Below are 17,059 nucleotides of genomic sequence, written 5' to 3'. Positions count from 1 at the left end.
TGGTGGAGCTGCACCGCTCGGAGCCGGATATGAACCGGTCGTCGATCATGTCGTCTCAGAGCTGCGCCGCACCGGCGGCATCCTGCCCGGGCCATTGTCCGTGCACCGGATCGAGCTGGCCGAACGGCTCGCGGAGATATTCCCACGAGCGCAACGCTCGTTGTTTTTCCGCACCCGCTCCTGCGCTACGACCGCCGCAATCCGCCTAGCTCGCGCGCACATGGGTACGAATCTGGTGCTTACCAGCGGGTATCACGGTTGGCACGACTGGCAATTGCAGGACCGTCCCGCGATGGGGCTACCCCGAACGGGACCGGGACAGTGTCGACTTCCGCTACGATCTCGACCTATTCGAGAAACTTTCCGGTGAGCAGCGCGTCGCCGCGGTAATCATCACAGCCGAGGTCACTTCCCACCCGAATATCACCGGGAATTGCAAAATCTCGTCCACCGGCGCGGCGCCCTGCTTATCCTGGACGAGGTTATGACAGGATTCCGCTACGGCCTCGGCGGCTATCACACCGCGGTCGGGCTTGCACCCGACCTGATCACACTTAGCAAGGGACTGGCCAACGGCATGGCACTTTCGGCGATCGCAGGGCGAGCGGAGGTGCTCAACGCCGCCGAGAAGACCTACCTGGGCAACACCTATCAACGCGAGATCACCCCATTTGCGGCAGCGCTGAGCACCCTGGATGCCCTGCGCAACGGCGCCGCGCTCGCCCGGATGCGACAGGTTGGCATGCAAATTATCAACGGTCTCAACGGGGTCTTCGCTAGCCAACAGGTGCGGGCTCGCGCGTTCGCATGGCCCACGATGTTCGACGTCGTGTTTGCCAACGCCGATCTTGGTTTCGCGTTCTTCCAGGAGATGTGGTCGCGCGGCTTCCTTATGCAGTACGGTGGCCGTTTCATGCCGTCTGCCGCGCTGTCCGATGCAGACGTGCAGGCCGCGATTGAAGCCGCCGGGCAGGCGTTGCCGGCGGCTCTGGTTCGACTAGAGAGTACTGGCCGCGATACGGACCTGATGGCCGCGGCGGTGCGGTTTGCCGGTGATCACTTCCTCGCAACCGCGGATTCGGTCCGGCGTTGGTTCACCGAGCCGAGCCATCCATGAACACGAGAAGTCGAATAGGGGACACCGCCATGCTCGAGGCCGCCGCGTTCTCCACCTCGCCGGTTCTGCTCGGGGGCGATAACCGGTCCGGCACGACCTTGCTGAGCGTCGTGCTGGATTCGCATCGCGATCTGGTCGTTGGGCCGGAGATCGATTTCCTAGAACCGCCGAACCTCGGCCCGCATGTCCTGGACGCGACCGACTTGCTCGCTGCTAATGACCCACGGGTCGCCGGCATTGTCAAAAGCGCAATCGACCCGTTCTGGTATGACGGCGCGCACTTCGTAGTGCAATGCCTGCGGTTCGGCTTGAACTTCGACGACGTGCGTAGACTCGTCACGAACGTGATGAAGGAGTTAGCGAGCGACATCGTTTCGTTCACCGACAGATGCAGTCTGATCAACGAGATTGGTGAGTTCCGCAGAGCGCAAACCGGAGCCAAGCGATGGGGCCTGAAGCTGCAACGCAAGATCGCCCAAATCGACGTCTTCGCTGGTCTGTGGCCAGATGCGCATTTCGTGCACATCGTACGCGATGGTCGCGACCTAGCGGCCTCGCATTTGAGAACCGTACCGGAGTGGGGTTACCGGACCGTAGCTGAAGCCGCGCACGGCTGGCGCGAGATTGTATTTCAGCCGCATCGCCTCGCGCCGCCAGAGCGCTATCTTGAGGTTCGCTATGAAGATCTGGTGACGAGTCCCCGCTCCAGCCTTATACGAGTTCTGAATCACTTGCACTTGCCCTGGGACGGGGCCGTGCTGCGACACGCCGAATGTGAGCACGCATTGTTCGAACGGCCCTACGGCCACCCGGCGGCCGAGTCCACGGGCAAGCCTTTGCACGCCGGTCGCCTTGGTCGCCACACGCAGGATTTGACGCCCGCGCAGATCGCGGAGTTCGAGGGCATCGCCGGCAGTGAATTGGCCCGATTGGGCTATTTGTCGGCCTCGAGCCTGGTCATCGACGCGTGAATCCCGCTGAGATCTCCACAACAGCTCGTGGATTGCCACGCAGCTATTTGGCACTGCTCGCCGGGCGTACGGTGTCGGAATTGGGTTCCGAAGTGACCGTGCTGGCGCTACCGCTGACAGCAATCACTCTGCTGGAGGCCGGCCCGGCACAGACCGGGCTACTGCTTGCCTGCGGCCGGGCGCCGAACCTGATGATCGGCCTGTTCGCCGGGGTGCTCGTGGACCGCCTCCCACACCGATGCATCCTGCTGACCGCTAATTTGGTGATGGCGGTAACGCTCGCAACGATTCCGATTCTCGCCAGCCTTGGGCAACTCGGAATGTTCCTGCTATATATGGCGACCACGCTTGTCGGGACGGCCGCAGTTATCGCCGACTTGGCCTATTTGGCATGTGTGCCGACGGTCGTGGATCGGGCTCGACTCGTCAGGGCGCAGAGTTCCTGGCAGCTCAGCAGATCTGGCGTTGTGGCAGTCGGTCCATTCCTCGCAGGCTGGCTAGTCAGCGCGTTCTCCGCGCCGTTCGCAATTCTCGCCGACTCGGCCTCTTTCGTGCTCGCGACCGCGTTGCTGCTACTGGTGCCAATGCGGGCGGCTGAGCCACCGCCCGCTGGATCAGGTTCGGTACTCGGTCAGATCACGGAAGGACTGACGACGGTGTTTGGCAACCCAATTCTGCGTGCTGTCACGTTGGCCACCGGCAGCTTCATCTTCTGCTACAACGCTTACTCCGCTGTCTTTCTGCTCTATTTGACGAAGCATCTAGCTTTGGACGGCTGGACGACAGGGGTAGTACTCAGCATCGGCGCCCTCGGTGGTGTGGTGGGTGCGCTCACCGCATCGTGGGCCGGCCGCACGATAGGCCTTGGGCCTGTGTTGATGGTCGCCCTGGCGCTCAGCGCCGCAGGCATGACTCTGACAGCGCTTCTCACGCAGCCGCGATGGGCGGCAATCGTGTGCGTGGCGCTTTCGCAGTTCGTGCTGTGGTTCGGTCAGGAGATCTACAACGTACACCAGGTCCTCGTTCGATACGCGCTAGCTCCGGACCGGGTGCAGGGTCGTGTCAACGCGAGCATCCGAAGCGTAGTGTGGGGGCTTGCACCACTAGGTGCACTGCTTGGCGGTGTGGTCGGCGCCGGGCCTGGCCTGCGCACTACGCTATTGGCCAGCAGCGTGCTGGGCGCGGCCTCCGTGCTGTGGATCTGGCGATCGCCCCTACGTCATAAGCACAGCTTGCATCTCTGATCGCTACGGATTGGCAGACAGGGCTGTGTATGAAGATCCCCGAGCTCGGCGATCGCGAGCTACGGCGGCCTGACGTTGTGGCGGATCAACGTAAACTTCGTCGCGGACGGTCTTCCTTCTTTGTGGCGCTCTGGCGGCCACGCCTTGGCACTATGATGCCGTTGAGGTGAGGCCGTTCACACCATCAAGGATGAGGAGATCGACCCTGGCGAGGCTTTTCATGCGCGCGGCGATGCGACCGTCACCCTTAACCAGGGACAGCTCATCGATCAGGGGCGGCAGCCGAGTGTGACGATTTTGGCTAGAGTTTTTCGCACCAATTCCCGGCTGTGGAGGCCTCGTGTAGATCCTTCTTCATGTTGGCCACCGAGACTTGCAAGTATGTGGGCCAGGTCCAAGCGAATTGCCTAGTGAGAATCGGAAACTCTATCGCGCAGGCGGCGACTTAATTCACGGAAGCGAATCATAAGCTGCCGCCGGTTCGACCACCCGATCAGGGCTCTTGTTTCAACAAGAGCTCTTTAGTTCTTTCACTACAACGGGCTGATTGGGGCGAAATGTATTTTCCCGGAGCAAAGTGGAGTGTCTTTTGAGCGCCATTTGGTCTCGCTGATCATCAGGTTGCGCTGGCTGTTCCTGCGCAAGGACATTTCGCTTGTCGACCGCTGCGCGATAGGCATCTCATGCCAGTCTCAAGGTTGCAAGAAAGCGGCTCAGTGCTGCCTGCGGCGCAGAACTGCTCTTGGATTTTCGTGACGAAACGCAATACCGTTCCATCAATCGGAGAGCGGCTATCCCGGAGCGAGGCGCGCGTCGGGCAGGACGGCTTTCTCGGGCCCAGCAGGTTGCGCGCAGCCGCGGACGACGTGCACGGGAAGCAATGACTCGCGAGGCGGACAAGCCCTCTCTGGTGGGAACGGAGTGAAATTGACCCGTGAGGGCGCGCCCTCTTTGCCGTCGAGCACCTGAAACCCCCTCGCCGTCGGCCCTCACGGTACGCTCCTTGCGCTCTCCAAACGACGCGAGCGTCGATCCAGCGGCTGCGCGAGGATTCAGCGCCGATCGCCTCTGTCGCCCGGACTTTCGAGTCGAGAATGTCATAAAATCATGGTGGAGAGTGCTACACCGTAGTGCTCCACCGCAAAAAGCCATCGGTTCACGAAACCTCTGACTTTGAAGGATTTTTTCGCCACTGAAAATCGGTGGCGGAGAGAGTGGGACTCCCTCCCCCGATCCCGCGAATACACTAAAACCGCCTAAAAACAAGGATGCAAAAAAACGGGTCGAGTTTTGTGACCGCCGCTGTGTACCACCGGATCGGCCCGGCAGGCCATCAACCTCAGGCGATTTGGAGGCGTCTGGGGGGCAGGCGTGCTTCCCTCCTCTCGTCGATTCTCGCCCGGACGCTGACCTGTGCGGGGCGGCGCCGCGTTCGGCGAATTCGGCGGTGGGTCTCATCGCGACGGCTGACCCGTCCGGGCGCCGGGCGGCCCCAGGTCGTCCCATACCAAGGATTCGGCAGCGGCGCCTGGAACGGCGACCGGGTACGGGGCGGTCGACCTGAATGGTGTGGACGAGCCGGATCGAAAAGAGGCTGCGGACCATCTCGGTTCGGCAAGTACACAAGGCGCATCAAGGCGCACATCCTCTACAATCACCTCGCGACATCGGATCTCGGTGAAGAGTATCTCGGGGCGCTTATCGATCACGAAACGCTAGCTTCAATCATTGATCACAAGAACTACAATCCAAGAACCATTCGCGCCATTACTGACACCCTGAACACCGAGGCCGTCAGCGTAGCGGGATATCCCGACTTCTGCATTTCCAGCCTCGATCCCCAAACGACCTTTGGGAAAAGCCGTTCAAAAATATCCCAGACAAATGCCGGCACCTTTTGATCGGCCTTTTCTTCTGCAGCGAATTAGGGTCTCGGATCTCCGACCTCAGACTGGTTTTCGACGCGACCCACGCAGCAATGTGCGGGCAGTTCAGGATTGGGGCGGGCCCGAAGGACTTTGAAGAGGCATTGAAGATAATGGAAAGCGGATTCTCGCTATCAGCTCGACCACCGTTTCGTTCATCAACCCGTCGTTACGCGATTATCTTCGGGAATATCAACGGGCAGCGGAAGATCTCAGATCGCGGCTGATCGGCAACTGCGTCACCAAGTGATGCAGCCGCTCTTCTCATTGCCGTCGCCGCCACGCCGATATCCGGACCGGCAATGAGCATCGCCAACTACGAATCCTATGCGAACCTGCATGCCGTAGATCTGTTGAAGGGCAACATTTGGCAGCTGGCTGACAATAGGCGTTGTGCGGCCTTTCTGATGGACACTCATTGTTGGAAGCTCTTTCGTGGATAATCGACCATTTGTCGAAAGGCGCGCTGCTGCCAAATAGCAACGGGATCATCCCTCAGCGCGGCGAATATCCCTATCACATCAATATCAAAGTTGATCTCTACGCCCCTAGATCGACTGCAACGATTAAGACTCGAACGCACACCTGAGGGTTCGTTCGAGCCCGATTTGGCGGAGACGATCCATTACTATCGGACCATCGATGACGAGCCGATGGATTCACCCGATCCGCAAATAGACTTTGTACAAATGAGGTCATTTGGAATGCTCACTCTCTGGTCTCTAGCGGAACTCTTTAATGATGGTACGCAGCCGAAGTGAGATCGGCTTGGCCGTAGAACCAAAACTAAATCGTCCGCAATAGACCGAACAGGTTTTGCAATTTTGTATTCGGGACTGAAGTAATGAACGAAGCTAGTCTCCGACCTCAACGTCAAAGCGATCTGCCTACATCATTGCCGCCGCGCGGACCGTCACGCATGCAGGCCGCTGAGTATATTGGCGTAAGCGCATCTGCCAATCCTGCCCCTTTGGCCATGATGCCAAATCATTGAAGAAATATTGGTTTTCAGCCGCGACCTCAATGATTTCAACAACTCAGGAGCCGAAGTACCGGCCTTACATGAGAAAGGCGCCGTCTGATGCGCCCTAGCTCACACGAAAGAGGTGGAAGTCTTAGAGACCCTGCGGGAGAGTATGCTGGTTCATGCGGGCCTCAATGATGGGTTCGAGGTCGGCACTTCGCTGGCATGGGTAGAGGGTGAGGCTCCGGTATCGGCGGACCTAACCGCGCTGAAAGGCGCTATGCGTCAGCTCAGGTATGACAAGCAAATCGGCAGGGACGACGAGAAGGAGCGTCAACGTCTCGCTATGCGGTACGACAAGGTACTCGGTGCCGCTGAAGCGCTGTTAGATCAGTATGCCTTGATGACGCTCACGGGCAACCAGCACTCGCTAAATTCTGCGGCCCTCGCGGTCCCGCTGGAGCTTCCGGGGCCAGTGGTCCTCGACGCAACGGCCGGTGTCGATCTGATGTACCAGCTCATGGAAGACCGTGCCGACATCATTCCGACGCCTCCCGGTGTTCGTGACTACAGCAACGTAACTCTTCACGTCGCCCGCACCGCAAGCATCGGCAAGACGAAAATGGAGGAGCTGGCAACAAAGCGATTTCCACAGTTACAGGCAAATCTTGCTGAACGGCTATCGGAAGACCGCAAAGTCCTTTTCTGCGTCCACAAGCACGTTGAGCATCTGGTGCCCACCCAGGCGGACCTTGGGGTAACCGAAGTGGCTTCAGCGCATTGGGGCGCAATCGATGGCAGCAACGATTACAAGGACTTTGAAACGGCGGTCATCTTCGGGCTACCGTTCAGGGATCGCATCTGGGGCACCAATGTCTTCTTTGCGTTCAAAGGCGTCCAGGATGACGACTGGCACGAGAACCCGTGCTGGAAGGAACACACCAACGTCCGTGAGCTGCTGCAGCGCAGACATCTCGCGACATCGATCATACAGGCGATGGGACGGGTACGGCTTCGCAAGGTCATTGACGAGCAAGGCCGGTGCGCTCCCACGGACGTATTCATCGTGCTACCGAGCGGCGCGCGGGGCCCGGAAATCCTCGAGTACATCCGTCAAGAGCTGCCCCACGTCTCAGTGCGAGATTGGGACTTTGAACTCGATGGCCCCAAGATACGTATGGACCGCCGTGTTCTGCCCGCCGAACGACTGGTGATCTTCATGTCAAACCGAAGCCCCGGAAGGACCTCCATGAGCCTCATCGGCCGCGAGTTTGGCCTCAAGCCTTACCAGCGGAAAGACCTCCAGAAGGCCTTACGTGACGAGAACCACCCCACCACCTTGAAGCTCAAGCAGCTGGGGGTCACGTATGGTTCGGAAGGAAAAGGGAGGGGAGCCAAGAGCTTCCTCGTGAAGGCCGCCTAACAGCCAAGGGCCGCACCAAGGTTATCCATAGGAAGCCCCAGGTGCGGCCCGCTTCGTTGGGGAACGTCTGCTTAGAAGTCAGGCGCGGACACGAGCGCTGGTGTAGCAATGGGCCGCGATGGGACAACAAGAGACCTCATGTTCCTCGAACTGAGAAAGTCAAACAGTTCCCAACGCGTAACGTATGGGACAACCGGAGAGTGAAGCCGCCTTTCCGAGCGAAATTCGTTAACAAATGGCCGCGCGGTGCTACACTTCTCGTCGTTGTCTAATTGCATTTAGACGGGGGGGGAGACGAATGGATCGCGCACTGTTTGAGCTGCACCCGGTTCCGAAGACACCAAGTTAGGTGTTTTATGGAGCAGGAGGTGCGTCATGGAGAGAAGGCAGTTTACGCGGGAGTTCAAGCTTGAGGCCGTGCGGCTGATCAAGCAGCGCGGCGTGTCGTATGCGCAGGCGTCCAAAGACCTTGGTATTCATCCGACACAGTTGCGCAGTTGGGTGAAGCAGCTTGCGGACGATCCGCAACATGCATTCCCTGGCCACGGTCAGATGAAGCCGGAGCAACTGGAGATCGCGCAGCTGAAGCGCGAGGTCATCAAGCTTAAAGCCGAACGGGACATCCTAAAAAAAGCCGCGGCCTACTTCGCGAAGGAATCGACGTGAAGTTCGGTTTCGTTGCGAAGCACCGAAGGATCTGGCCGGCGGAATGGTTGTGCGAGGCGCTCGGTGTCTCGCGGGGTGGCTTCTATGCCTGGCTGACACGGCCGCGCAGTGAACGCAGCCGGACCGAAGAAGAGCTTGGCGCGAAGGTTCGAGCCAGCTTCCTGGCCAGCGACCGGACCTATGGCGCCAGGCGGGTGTGGCACGACCTGCTGGCCGAAGGGATATCTTGCGGGCTGCACCGGATCGAACGGTTGATGCGGCTGCAGGCCCTTAAAGCACGCCCACGACGGCGTCGACTGCCGCCCGATCTGGGTGAGCGGCAGATCGCCGCCCTCGCTCCCAACGTGCTCGACCGCTCCTTCGAAGCGCCCGCTCCCAATCGCAAATGGATCGCTGACTTCACCTATGTTTGGACGGCGGAGGGTTGGCTCTATGTGGCCGCAGTCGTTGATCTGTTCTCGCGGCGGGTGGTCGGCTGGTCAATGAGTACAGCAATGACGGCACAGCTCGTCACCGATGCCCTGGTGATGGCGATCTGGCGACGAGGCAAGCCGGACGCGCTGTTGCATCATTCCGATCGCGGCAGCCAAGGCGGATTCAAACGGTCGTCGCAACACCAGGAGTTTGGAGGTTGCGATGAACGTTGTAAGGCGCAGATCGGCGCGGTCAGGACGAGCCCCATTGCCGTCGCCAGGACGGCCCTCTGTTGCGGGGCGCGATGAACAGAATAAATTTTGGCGGGCGATTGCCGCTGGGTTAAGCAGCGAAGATGCTGCACTCGAAGCCGGATTGTCACAACCTGTCGGAAGCAGATTATTCCGAAAGGCGGGCGGCATGCCACCAGCGATGTTCAGATCTTCGGCAAAGGCTCTCTCCGGGCGGTATCTCTCGTTGAATGAGCGCGAGGAGATCGCACTTCTCAAGGTGCAGGGCCATTCCATACAGGAGATTGGACGTCGCCTGGGGCGGGCTGCTTCCACAGTCTCCCGTGAACTGCGGCGCAACGCGGCCACTCGCGGCGGCGGGTTGGGGTATCGGGCAATAACTGCCCAATGGCATGCGGATCGATCCGCCCGCCGGCCTAAGCCGACCAAGCTTGCGCTCAATGCAACCTTGCGCACTTATGTGGAGGAAAGACTTGCTGGCGGCGTCGTAGCCCCGACCGGCGCTCCCGTTCCTGGTCCCGCCGTTCCGTGGAAGGGGCGGCGGCATGGCCCGCGCAAGGATCGGCGATGGGCCAAAGCCTGGAGCCCTGAGCAGATTGCCCGACGCTTGCCGATCGACTTCCCGGACGACAAGACGATGCGCATCAGCCACGAAGCTATCTATCAAGCCCTCTTCGTTCAGGGCCGTGGCGCGCTACGCCGCGAGCTGACGGCCTGCTTGCGAACAGGGCGTGTGTTACGGATGCCCAGAGCGCGCGTACGCAGGCGAGGCAAGGGCTTTGTCTCGCCGGAGATCATGATCAGCGAGCGCCCTGCTGAAGCTGCCGATCGAGCAGTGCCGGGACATTGGGAGGGAGACCTCATCCTCGGTGTTGGCAGCTCAGCAATCGGCACGCTAGTCGAGCGCACGACGCGCTTTACGATGCTCTTGCACCTTCCACGGTTGGCGGGGCATGGCGAAGCTCCGCGCGTGAAAAACGGACCAGCCCTTGCGGGACATGGGGCCGAAGCCGTGCGCGACGCGATCACGCGCACCATCATCACTTTGCCCGAAGAGCTGCGCCGTTCGCTAACCTGGGATCAGGGAGCCGAAATGGCTCAGCACGATCGTCTCAAGATCGATGCGGGTATCCAGGTCTACTTCTGCGACCCGCAAAGCCCATGGCAGCGCGGCACTAACGAGAACACCAACGGGTTGCTGCGGCAGTACTTCCCGAAAGGCACGGACCTGAGCATCCACAGCGCCGAGGAGATATCCGCTGTGGCAGCGGCCCTCAATGCCCGACCGCGGAAAACACTAGGTTGGAAAACGCCGGCGGAGGCGCTTGACGATCTTCTGTTATGAGTGAAAGTAACTGGTGTTGCGACGACCGTTTGAATCCGCCCAATACACCAGCGAACAGTTCCAGAGGCTGATGGCCGATCACGGCGTGGTCTGCTCGATGAGCCGGTCAGGCAATGTCTGGGACAACGCTGCAATGGAGAGCTTCTTCTCGTCCTTGAAGACCGAGCGAACAGCGCGCAAAGTGTACCGGTCACGCAACGAGGCCAAGGCCGACGTGTTCGACTACATCGAGCGCTTCTACAACCGCGCATCGGAACACCCATCTGTCTATGTTGTTGAAGAGAAAAGACTTTGCTGATTGGGATTCGATCCCGTGGGGTATCTTGGGTTCTGTCGCGCTCGTTCGGCGATAGATCGAGCAGCAGTTGTTATCAGCGAGCTGCGGGCGAAGATCCAAGGACCATCCGACAGAGGATGGATGGCTTCGATTTCACCGGCTTCAGCGGCCAGCCGGAGCGTCTTGGGCGCGATCTTCAGGAGCTTGGCGGCGTTGCTGAGGTTTAGCCAGTGCTCGATGCCGTCCTCGGCGGGCTTGAACACCGGGATGCGATAGTTCGAGCGCAGCGAGGTAACACGCTCGCGCGTCCAGCGATTGCCGTTACCGGTCTCGAGGCCGTTGCGGTTGAGGAGGCCGGCGATCAGATCGTCGCTGGCGATCAGCACCAGTCGGCGCACAGCCTCGATGATGTTGGCGGAGGTGCTGTTACGCTGCCCGCGCCGGCGCTTGGGCAGGCGTATCTCGCTGTGAACGCCGCCGACCCAGTGGACGATGAGGACGATCTCGGAGGCCGCATCGTCGATATCGGCCACGACCTCATGGATGAGGGTGCGCACAACGCGCTTCTTGAGGCGAGCATCCGTCGTCGGCGCATCCCAGACCGCTTTGAGGTTCGAGGCTAGAACGCCGAGCGAAGCTGGATCGGCAATGGGGGCGGGCGTCGCCGCCTCATGCATTGCGATCTTGCCCTCGACCTCCGCCGCGTGAGCGAGCGCCCTGTTCCAGCGCGCTTCAAGCTCGCCCGCCACCAGCCGGTTCGCGGGGTCAGCGGCATCGTACTGCCGGAAGGCCCGGTCGGCGGCATAGCGCGCCGCTTCGAGGTCGCGACTGAGAGCATCGCGCACCTGATCCCGCCGTTCCCTGGCTTCCTTGGCGGCCGCGGTTGCAGCGGCGATAGCGCCCGGACCGACGACGCCAAGCAGCGCTTCCTCGACTGCATCATCGACGCGCAGTCCGCCGAAGCCGATGCAGTGAGGGCCACCATTGTCCATCCAGGCGCGGCTGCAGCTGTAGCGCGGGATATGGTGCTTCATGCCGGAGTATCGGAGTGTGAGCTTGCGGCCGCAGCGCTTGCACCGGATCAGGCCGGCCAGCAGCCCGTCACCATGCTTGGGCGCGCCGTGATGCCGGCCGGTGGGAATGTTGCTGCTGACCATAGTGCGGATCGCCTCGAACCTCTCCCAGCTCACATACCCTTCGTGGGTGTTGGGCTTCAGCGCCAGCCATTCGTTCCGCGCCTTGCGGCGGATCTTCACGCTCACGCCTGCGGCGCTGTATCCCGCCGCCACAGCCGTCTTACCATAGGCATAGGCGCCGCCGTAGACCGGGTTCTCAATGATCCGGTGGATGGCGGAGTAGCTTGGTCGCCGCCAGGCCGTGTCGCCGCTGGTCTGCTTCACCGGCAGATCGAGATTGTACTCGTGGAGCCAGCAGAGCGCCTGTCGCGCGCTGCCCAGTTCCTCGACCTTGTCGAACACCAGCTTGATCGCTTCCTGGACACGCCCATCCGGATCTTTCTCATAATGGTCGCCGGCCTTCACGAAGCCGACGGGCGCCGCCACAACCAACTCGCCCCGGCGCGCCTTCTCGTAGCGGGCCGAGAGCGAGCGCTGGCGCAACAGATCCAGCTCGTACTCGTTGAGGCTGCCCTTGAGCCCGAGCAGCAGGCGGTCGTTACCGTGCCTCGGTGCATAGATCGTCTCCTGATCGACCAGGACGGTATCGACCACACGACACATCTCGATGAGTTGCTGCCAATCCCGGCTGTTGCGAGCGAAGCGCGAGACCTCGCGGGCGCAAACCGCGCCAACCTTACCGAGGCAAACCTCCGCTACCATCCGCTCGAAACCGGCGCGTTGTACCCCGCCGGCGGCTGAACGACCGAGATCATCATCGATCACTTCAATCTCTGACCACCCGAGCGCCGTCAGCCGGTCCCGCATGGCATACTGCAACGCACTGCTCTCGCGATTGTGCAACACCTGATGCGCTGAGGATTGACGCACGTAAAGAAGCGCCTTGCGCTCGAGATGATGAGGCCTGACCTTGTCAGAAATCATGACCGACCTCCTTCGCGCGCGGCGTCGCCGTCGTCGCAGCATGGTCGAGGATCAACTGCGTCATCAGACTCATAAGGGCCGCCTGCGCTTCCGCCGGCAGCTCCGACCATGCCGGCGCGCCGATGGCGCCGTTCGACAGGCCGCTCCCGAACAGATCCATCTGCTCCTGCGGCCGCGGTCGTTGATTGTGTCGGTATCCGCTCCCTGGCATTGCCGTCTGGCTTGACATGAGTCGCTCCCCGATTCTGGCCGTGAGAGCCTCTGGATGCGCCAGAAAGCGGGGCAGCTGATGGCGTTCGATCCTTCAACGCTACATCGAGAAGCGCAGAAAGCGCCGCAAGTGCATCGATCCTAACAAGCGGCTGAGCTGTCAGAAACCCGGCATCATGGCATGCCGTCCGGTCGAACATCCATGCGGGAACTTCCAGCCAACGGTCTGCTTGCGATCCGTCCAGGGTGCAGCGAAAAACGACATCGTCGGCCTTGTCGATGGCCCCATGAACGCAAACTCGGCGCCCAAACCAAGGATGATGCCGATAAAGAACCTCGCGAAGAACGGTCCTGTGGGCGTTCTCAAACGTCGTTGTACAATCCGAAGCGAAGGCATTCGACGATCGGATATCTGAGCCCTATGGAGTTCGAACGGAAGGTCGGATTAGCTTAAGCCGGTGTCAACAGAACCGGGTGCAGCTCATTGCTCCAATACGTTCTGAAGAGGCGCGCTTAGCGTGTCGAGAGAGCGGCCACCTATCTTGAAGTCGACATAGATCTCGTTGTCCTTAGAGGCCGGGACTTCGACTTCCGCGGTTGCCGACACTCCGTTTGTCGTTTCGACCTCTTTCTTGATGGTCGCATGCAGGCCGCCTAGCGCATCGCTAATTGTCACCGTTACAATGCTTCCAACTTTGAGCGAATCCGCCGATCCGGTTAACACGTGCTTGCCATTGAGCACGATAGGTAACTCACGCGATATTTGCGCTTCCAGCTTCAGCTTTATGGTGCGCTTGCTCTTTTGTGTAACGTCGATTGAGAGGCCGGTGAGCAAGTCGACATCCGCATCCTGGAGGTACGCCTCTAACATCCGCTGCACGCGAGGCTCGTCGCCTTTGCTCTTGCCGTAGTCGGGAATGCGCGACTGGTCCAGCTTGTGGTCCTTGTCCTTTAGGGTGGCTATGGCATATGCCGCCGCCCAGCGGACGTCAGGCGCCTCGTCGAAAAGTGCATCAACAAAAGCCTTCTCGATGGCACGAACCCGCTTAGCCCGGCCCGGCTTTTCGGATGACTGCGCACGAACGACGCCGACGTGCGCCAGCATCGACCGGACCGCGGCGAGGCGGCCCGGTACGTCCCCCTCCTCGAGATCAACAAACGCACTCAACAGTTCGTTCTCCGACCCTACGACTGTATCAGACGACAGCACGTAGTCGTTTAAATTTGGTTCGATATAGCGGCCCGGTTTAGGTACCTCTTTAGGTAGCGGCTTTTTGATTGCATCCCGAACCCGTATCCAAGCATGCTTTGGGCCAGGAACAGCTCCGCACACTTTTATGACGCCATGGAATGTATCTACTTCCACGACGCGCAGGCTTAAGGCGGTTACCCGCTCGCCGCCCATCTGCCCCGGCATCTTCTTGTTTTTCCAAGTTTTTCCGGGATCTTGGCGACCGCCTGTCGAGCCGATCGATCGATGGGAAATAGATACTCCGTGGGTGGCACGCAAACCCCCGAACCCGTGCTTTTTCATGCCTCCTTGGAAGCCTTTGCCAATTGTAGTGCCGGTGACGTCGACAAATTGACCCACCACGAAGTGATCGGCCGTGATTTCCGCCCCTACCGGGATAAGGGCGTCCTCCGACACACGGAATTCTTCCAAATGTCCCTTCGGTTCGACCTTCGCGACGGCGAACTGCCCGCGCAAGGCCTTCGGCATGTTAACCGTCTTGCGAGTTCCCGCCCCCAATTGCATGGCGACATAGCCATTCTTCTCCTCCGTGCGGTGCCCAAGAACTTGGCAGTTCGGCAGTCGCAAAATGGTAACCGGAACCACATTGCCGCTGGCGTCAAAGACCCGCGACATCCCCTCTTTAACAGCTAACACCCCGGTCCTCACGCTGCCGCTCCTTCCCCAGTAAGGTCGGTCCAGACGTCGCCGAACGCAGTCCAAAACAGAGCGGTTGGATTCGATTTCACTTGCAGGATATGCCTGCGCGCGAAAAGCAACGAAAGGCCGATCCCCTGCCCGCCCATGACGTTCTGAAAAAACTGATCCGATAGCTGTTCCGAAAGCAGATGATCGACCTTTCCAATTGGCGCGACCACGACGGCTGCACCGTTGTGGTGCATTTTTTCGGCCAGACTCGGCGCGGGAGACAGGGCGTTATACGCCGCGTAATCGACATCAAGGAACACCAGCAAGTGGTCGTGACCACGTAGCTTCAAGTTTGTAGTGTCCGCAAACCGCCACTCGAAACGGTCCCAGATTCTGATATCTACCGAATAGCTTGGCCGCGGAGTTCGCCAAAGTCCGCAGGTGAATAGAAAGCTATCGACGGGCTGAAGGAGAAAAGTTCGAAGACGGTCGAGCATCTGCGGGCGAACGGAAGCGGCGGCCGTCAGTTGGGGCAGTGCTTGGACGCTTATGTGGGGGCGAGAAGAAAACCAAGCCGAAGAAATATGCCGGGATGATTTGTTATCCTTCCAATCATCGTAGATCACGCCGACGTCTAACTTCCCTGTACCTGTTTGCTTGCCGCCCTCGCTTTGGTAGGGACGGTAGCTACCGTCACTCCGCGATGGTGAATGCAGCGGTGGAGCGATTCTCGGCAGAAGATACAGCTGCCCTAGAAAGCCGAGCGGATTGTAACGCTCTGTGGCGGGTTTGATGTAGACGAATTCCCAGGGAACGCGCACGGCCGTCGAACGCACACTAACTGCACCGTCCTCTCCCGCATGATCGTGAAGAATCTTGATGAACTCTTCTTTGTCCTCGTCCGCGATCAGCGCATCGAAAAGCTCGGATCCTCTCTTTGCGACCTGATCGAGAAGCTCGGCCTTCTTTTCGTCGGACAGACTATCAAACCTTAATTGCTCAAAGTCGCTGCCTCCGACAAAGTCCAATATGTCGTTAGAGTGCCTTCTGATTTCGTCATGTTTGGCCGGAGCATAAAAGTCTATGTCGTCCTTATCGTCGAAAACGAGAGAAGTGATCAGATCGCCGTTGGCGATCGAGTTGCGAATGCAGACGGGCCGCCGGCCACTGTAATGAACGCGATTTATTTTCATTATACTGCTACACGGGATTTTGAGAGAGAGGTTCTGACCACCAGCGGCGAACCACTAGAAAAGTGAAACTCGACGTCAACGGCGCCATTGCCGGGACGTCGGGCGGCGACATGGAAATATCCAGGCTCACCAATCGAACGCTCGATGCGGGTGGGAACCACTTCGCAGGAAGTACTGTATGCCCGCAGTTCACAAATCCCGTCCTTAATCCCTGCTTTGCCGGAAATGCCGAGACGAACTGCCAGCTCCGAGTCAAGGACGGCGCGAACTTCGAAATCGATTAACGAGGTGCCTAACGGTCGCGCGCCAACCATCGGCTGAAGTTTTGCCGATGGCACACCTCTGATCCATGCACACAGTTGCGCTTCCGGTATCGCCGGCAGCGGTAATTCGTCACGATAACCTCCGCCGCGCGCGGTACCCCTCATCGACTCGTTTACGGTCAGTCGTTGAGCGAGCATCGGTACCGCACGATATCCGGCGCGATACCACGAAGGCTGTTCCTTAGCGGAATCACCGAAAAGATCAGGAAACTCGCCGGTTTGACGGAACACCCGATGCGGCCGCCGCGCCATTCGCGTTGCCCCAAGCTGCGAGAAGCGGTCTGTCCATTCCAGATACTCTCGCCTGTCCACTCCGGATTGTGCCATCCAACGCGCGTCGATCCGCTCAAGCTCGACCAGCGCGACGAGCAGCGGATCCGCATCTCGCGGCAGGAGTTCCAATATCGCGCGGCATCTCTGCTCACGAACTTCGGGAAGATCACGCGTAGAGTGGTGACGCAGAGTCGCTAATGCCCGCTCGAGCGGGGTACTCAATGTTGGCGGCGTCCAATTGCTTATTCCGCCATCGCCCAAAAACAGCCCAATCACGTCACAGGTAGGTTCCCGAGCGACGACGTTTCTGCTGATAAAAATAAAGCGTCGGATCGATTCCAGCACGGAGCCTCCGTCAACTCCGACAGGCCCGAACGCCAAGAACGAGCCGTCCGAGCGATGCAAAAGAATGACGTCTTGAGGAAGGACCACCGGCCTGCCGTCGCGCCCATCCACGATTGCATGGGCTCGCTGCCGAAAGCGCGCGGCGACAGCCTCTTCAAAACGAGATTCGCATGCAAGGA

At 59.7% G+C, this 17,059-nt stretch carries 10 protein-coding genes and 3 pseudogenes; 7 read left to right on the top strand and 6 right to left on the bottom strand.

Annotation, left to right across the window (positions count from 1 at the left end):
- Window positions 1-433: 433 nt before the first annotated feature.
- From IVB24_RS08185 to IVB24_RS08175, 3 genes are read left to right on the top strand one after another with little or no spacing between them, the layout of a single operon-like run.
- Window positions 434-1,117, top strand: coding sequence for an aminotransferase class III-fold pyridoxal phosphate-dependent enzyme (locus IVB24_RS08185; protein ID WP_247342320.1), 684 nt, complete (start codon window positions 434-436; stop codon window positions 1,115-1,117).
- A 29-nt stretch (window positions 1,118-1,146) separates the two neighbouring features.
- On the top strand, window positions 1,147-2,088 hold the full coding sequence (locus IVB24_RS08180; RefSeq protein ID WP_247772619.1) for a sulfotransferase: 942 nt from the start codon (window positions 1,147-1,149) through the stop codon (window positions 2,086-2,088).
- Between the two features lie 47 nt (window positions 2,089-2,135).
- Complete coding sequence (locus IVB24_RS08175; protein WP_247342315.1) at window positions 2,136-3,332, top strand: MFS transporter; 1,197 nt, start codon at window positions 2,136-2,138, stop codon at window positions 3,330-3,332.
- Window positions 3,333-5,426: 2,094 nt separating this feature from the next.
- Here IVB24_RS08175 and IVB24_RS08170 read toward each other — a convergent pair.
- Complete coding sequence (locus IVB24_RS08170) at window positions 5,427-5,573, bottom strand: hypothetical protein (protein ID WP_247342312.1); 147 nt, start codon at window positions 5,571-5,573, stop codon at window positions 5,427-5,429.
- Between the two features lie 820 nt (window positions 5,574-6,393).
- Between IVB24_RS08170 and IVB24_RS08165 the strand changes: the two genes are divergently transcribed.
- The 4 genes and pseudogenes from IVB24_RS08165 to IVB24_RS08150 all read left to right on the top strand — a co-directional run.
- Complete coding sequence (locus IVB24_RS08165) at window positions 6,394-7,644, top strand: hypothetical protein (protein ID WP_247342308.1); 1,251 nt, start codon at window positions 6,394-6,396, stop codon at window positions 7,642-7,644.
- Between the two features lie 375 nt (window positions 7,645-8,019).
- Window positions 8,020-8,900: pseudogene (locus IVB24_RS08160) on the top strand (IS3 family transposase); the annotation flags it as partial.
- A 46-nt stretch (window positions 8,901-8,946) separates the two neighbouring features.
- Window positions 8,947-10,320: an IS30 family transposase gene (locus IVB24_RS08155; RefSeq protein WP_247446682.1), complete on the top strand. Its 1,374-nt coding sequence runs from the start codon at window positions 8,947-8,949 to the stop codon at window positions 10,318-10,320.
- A 37-nt stretch (window positions 10,321-10,357) separates the two neighbouring features.
- Window positions 10,358-10,618 (top strand): annotated as a pseudogene (locus IVB24_RS08150) (IS3 family transposase); the annotation flags it as partial.
- Here the strand turns inward: IVB24_RS08150 and IVB24_RS08145 are convergent.
- The 5 genes and pseudogenes from IVB24_RS08145 to IVB24_RS08125 all read right to left on the bottom strand — a co-directional run bounded on the left by IVB24_RS08145 (window position 10,588) and on the right by IVB24_RS08125 (window position 16,880).
- Window positions 10,588-12,657, bottom strand: a complete 2,070-nt coding sequence (locus tag IVB24_RS08145; protein WP_247293541.1) for a recombinase family protein — start codon at window positions 12,655-12,657, stop codon at window positions 10,588-10,590. The pseudogene IVB24_RS08150 and the gene IVB24_RS08145 overlap by 31 nt on opposite strands.
- Complete coding sequence (locus tag IVB24_RS08140) at window positions 12,647-12,817, bottom strand: hypothetical protein (RefSeq protein WP_247293539.1); 171 nt, start codon at window positions 12,815-12,817, stop codon at window positions 12,647-12,649. The genes IVB24_RS08145 and IVB24_RS08140 overlap by 11 nt, the downstream gene beginning before the upstream one ends.
- Before the next feature lie 1,284 nt (window positions 12,818-14,101).
- Window positions 14,102-14,767 (bottom strand): annotated as a pseudogene (gene rplC, locus IVB24_RS08135) (50S ribosomal protein L3); the annotation flags it as partial.
- The gene (locus IVB24_RS08130) at window positions 14,764-15,939 is read right to left on the bottom strand and encodes a hypothetical protein (RefSeq protein ID WP_247341979.1); all 1,176 of its coding nucleotides are present in this window, start codon (window positions 15,937-15,939) and stop codon (window positions 14,764-14,766) included. The pseudogene rplC and the gene IVB24_RS08130, both read right to left, overlap by 4 nt.
- On the bottom strand, window positions 15,939-16,880 hold the full coding sequence (locus tag IVB24_RS08125; RefSeq protein WP_247341976.1) for a hypothetical protein: 942 nt from the start codon (window positions 16,878-16,880) through the stop codon (window positions 15,939-15,941). The genes IVB24_RS08130 and IVB24_RS08125 overlap by 1 nt, the downstream gene beginning before the upstream one ends.
- Between the last annotated feature and the right edge of the window lie 179 nt (window positions 16,881-17,059).

Origin of the sequence: Bradyrhizobium sp. 192 (assembly GCF_023100965.1) — a bacterium.
Classification (GTDB): domain Bacteria; phylum Pseudomonadota; class Alphaproteobacteria; order Rhizobiales; family Xanthobacteraceae; genus Bradyrhizobium; species Bradyrhizobium symbiodeficiens.
Note: the sequence above shows the minus strand (reverse complement) of the source record. Positions and strands in the feature narration are given on the sequence as shown.

Bases quoted from the DNA above. Each gene is read 5' to 3' on its own strand.
- IVB24_RS08165 (WP_247342308.1), top strand. From the start codon at position 6,394: ATGCTGGTTCATGCGGGCCTCAATGATGGGTTCGAGGTCGGCACTTCG.
- IVB24_RS08140 (WP_247293539.1), bottom strand. From the start codon at position 12,817: ATGGATCTGTTCGGGAGCGGCCTGTCGAACGGCGCCATCGGCGCGCCG.
- IVB24_RS08130 (WP_247341979.1), bottom strand. From the start codon at position 15,939: ATGAAAATAAATCGCGTTCATTACAGTGGCCGGCGGCCCGTCTGCATT.
- IVB24_RS08180 (WP_247772619.1), top strand. From the start codon at position 1,147: ATGCTCGAGGCCGCCGCGTTCTCCACCTCGCCGGTTCTGCTCGGGGGC.
- IVB24_RS08145 (WP_247293541.1), bottom strand. From the start codon at position 12,657: ATGATTTCTGACAAGGTCAGGCCTCATCATCTCGAGCGCAAGGCGCTT.
- IVB24_RS08155 (WP_247446682.1), top strand. From the start codon at position 8,947: ATGAACGTTGTAAGGCGCAGATCGGCGCGGTCAGGACGAGCCCCATTG.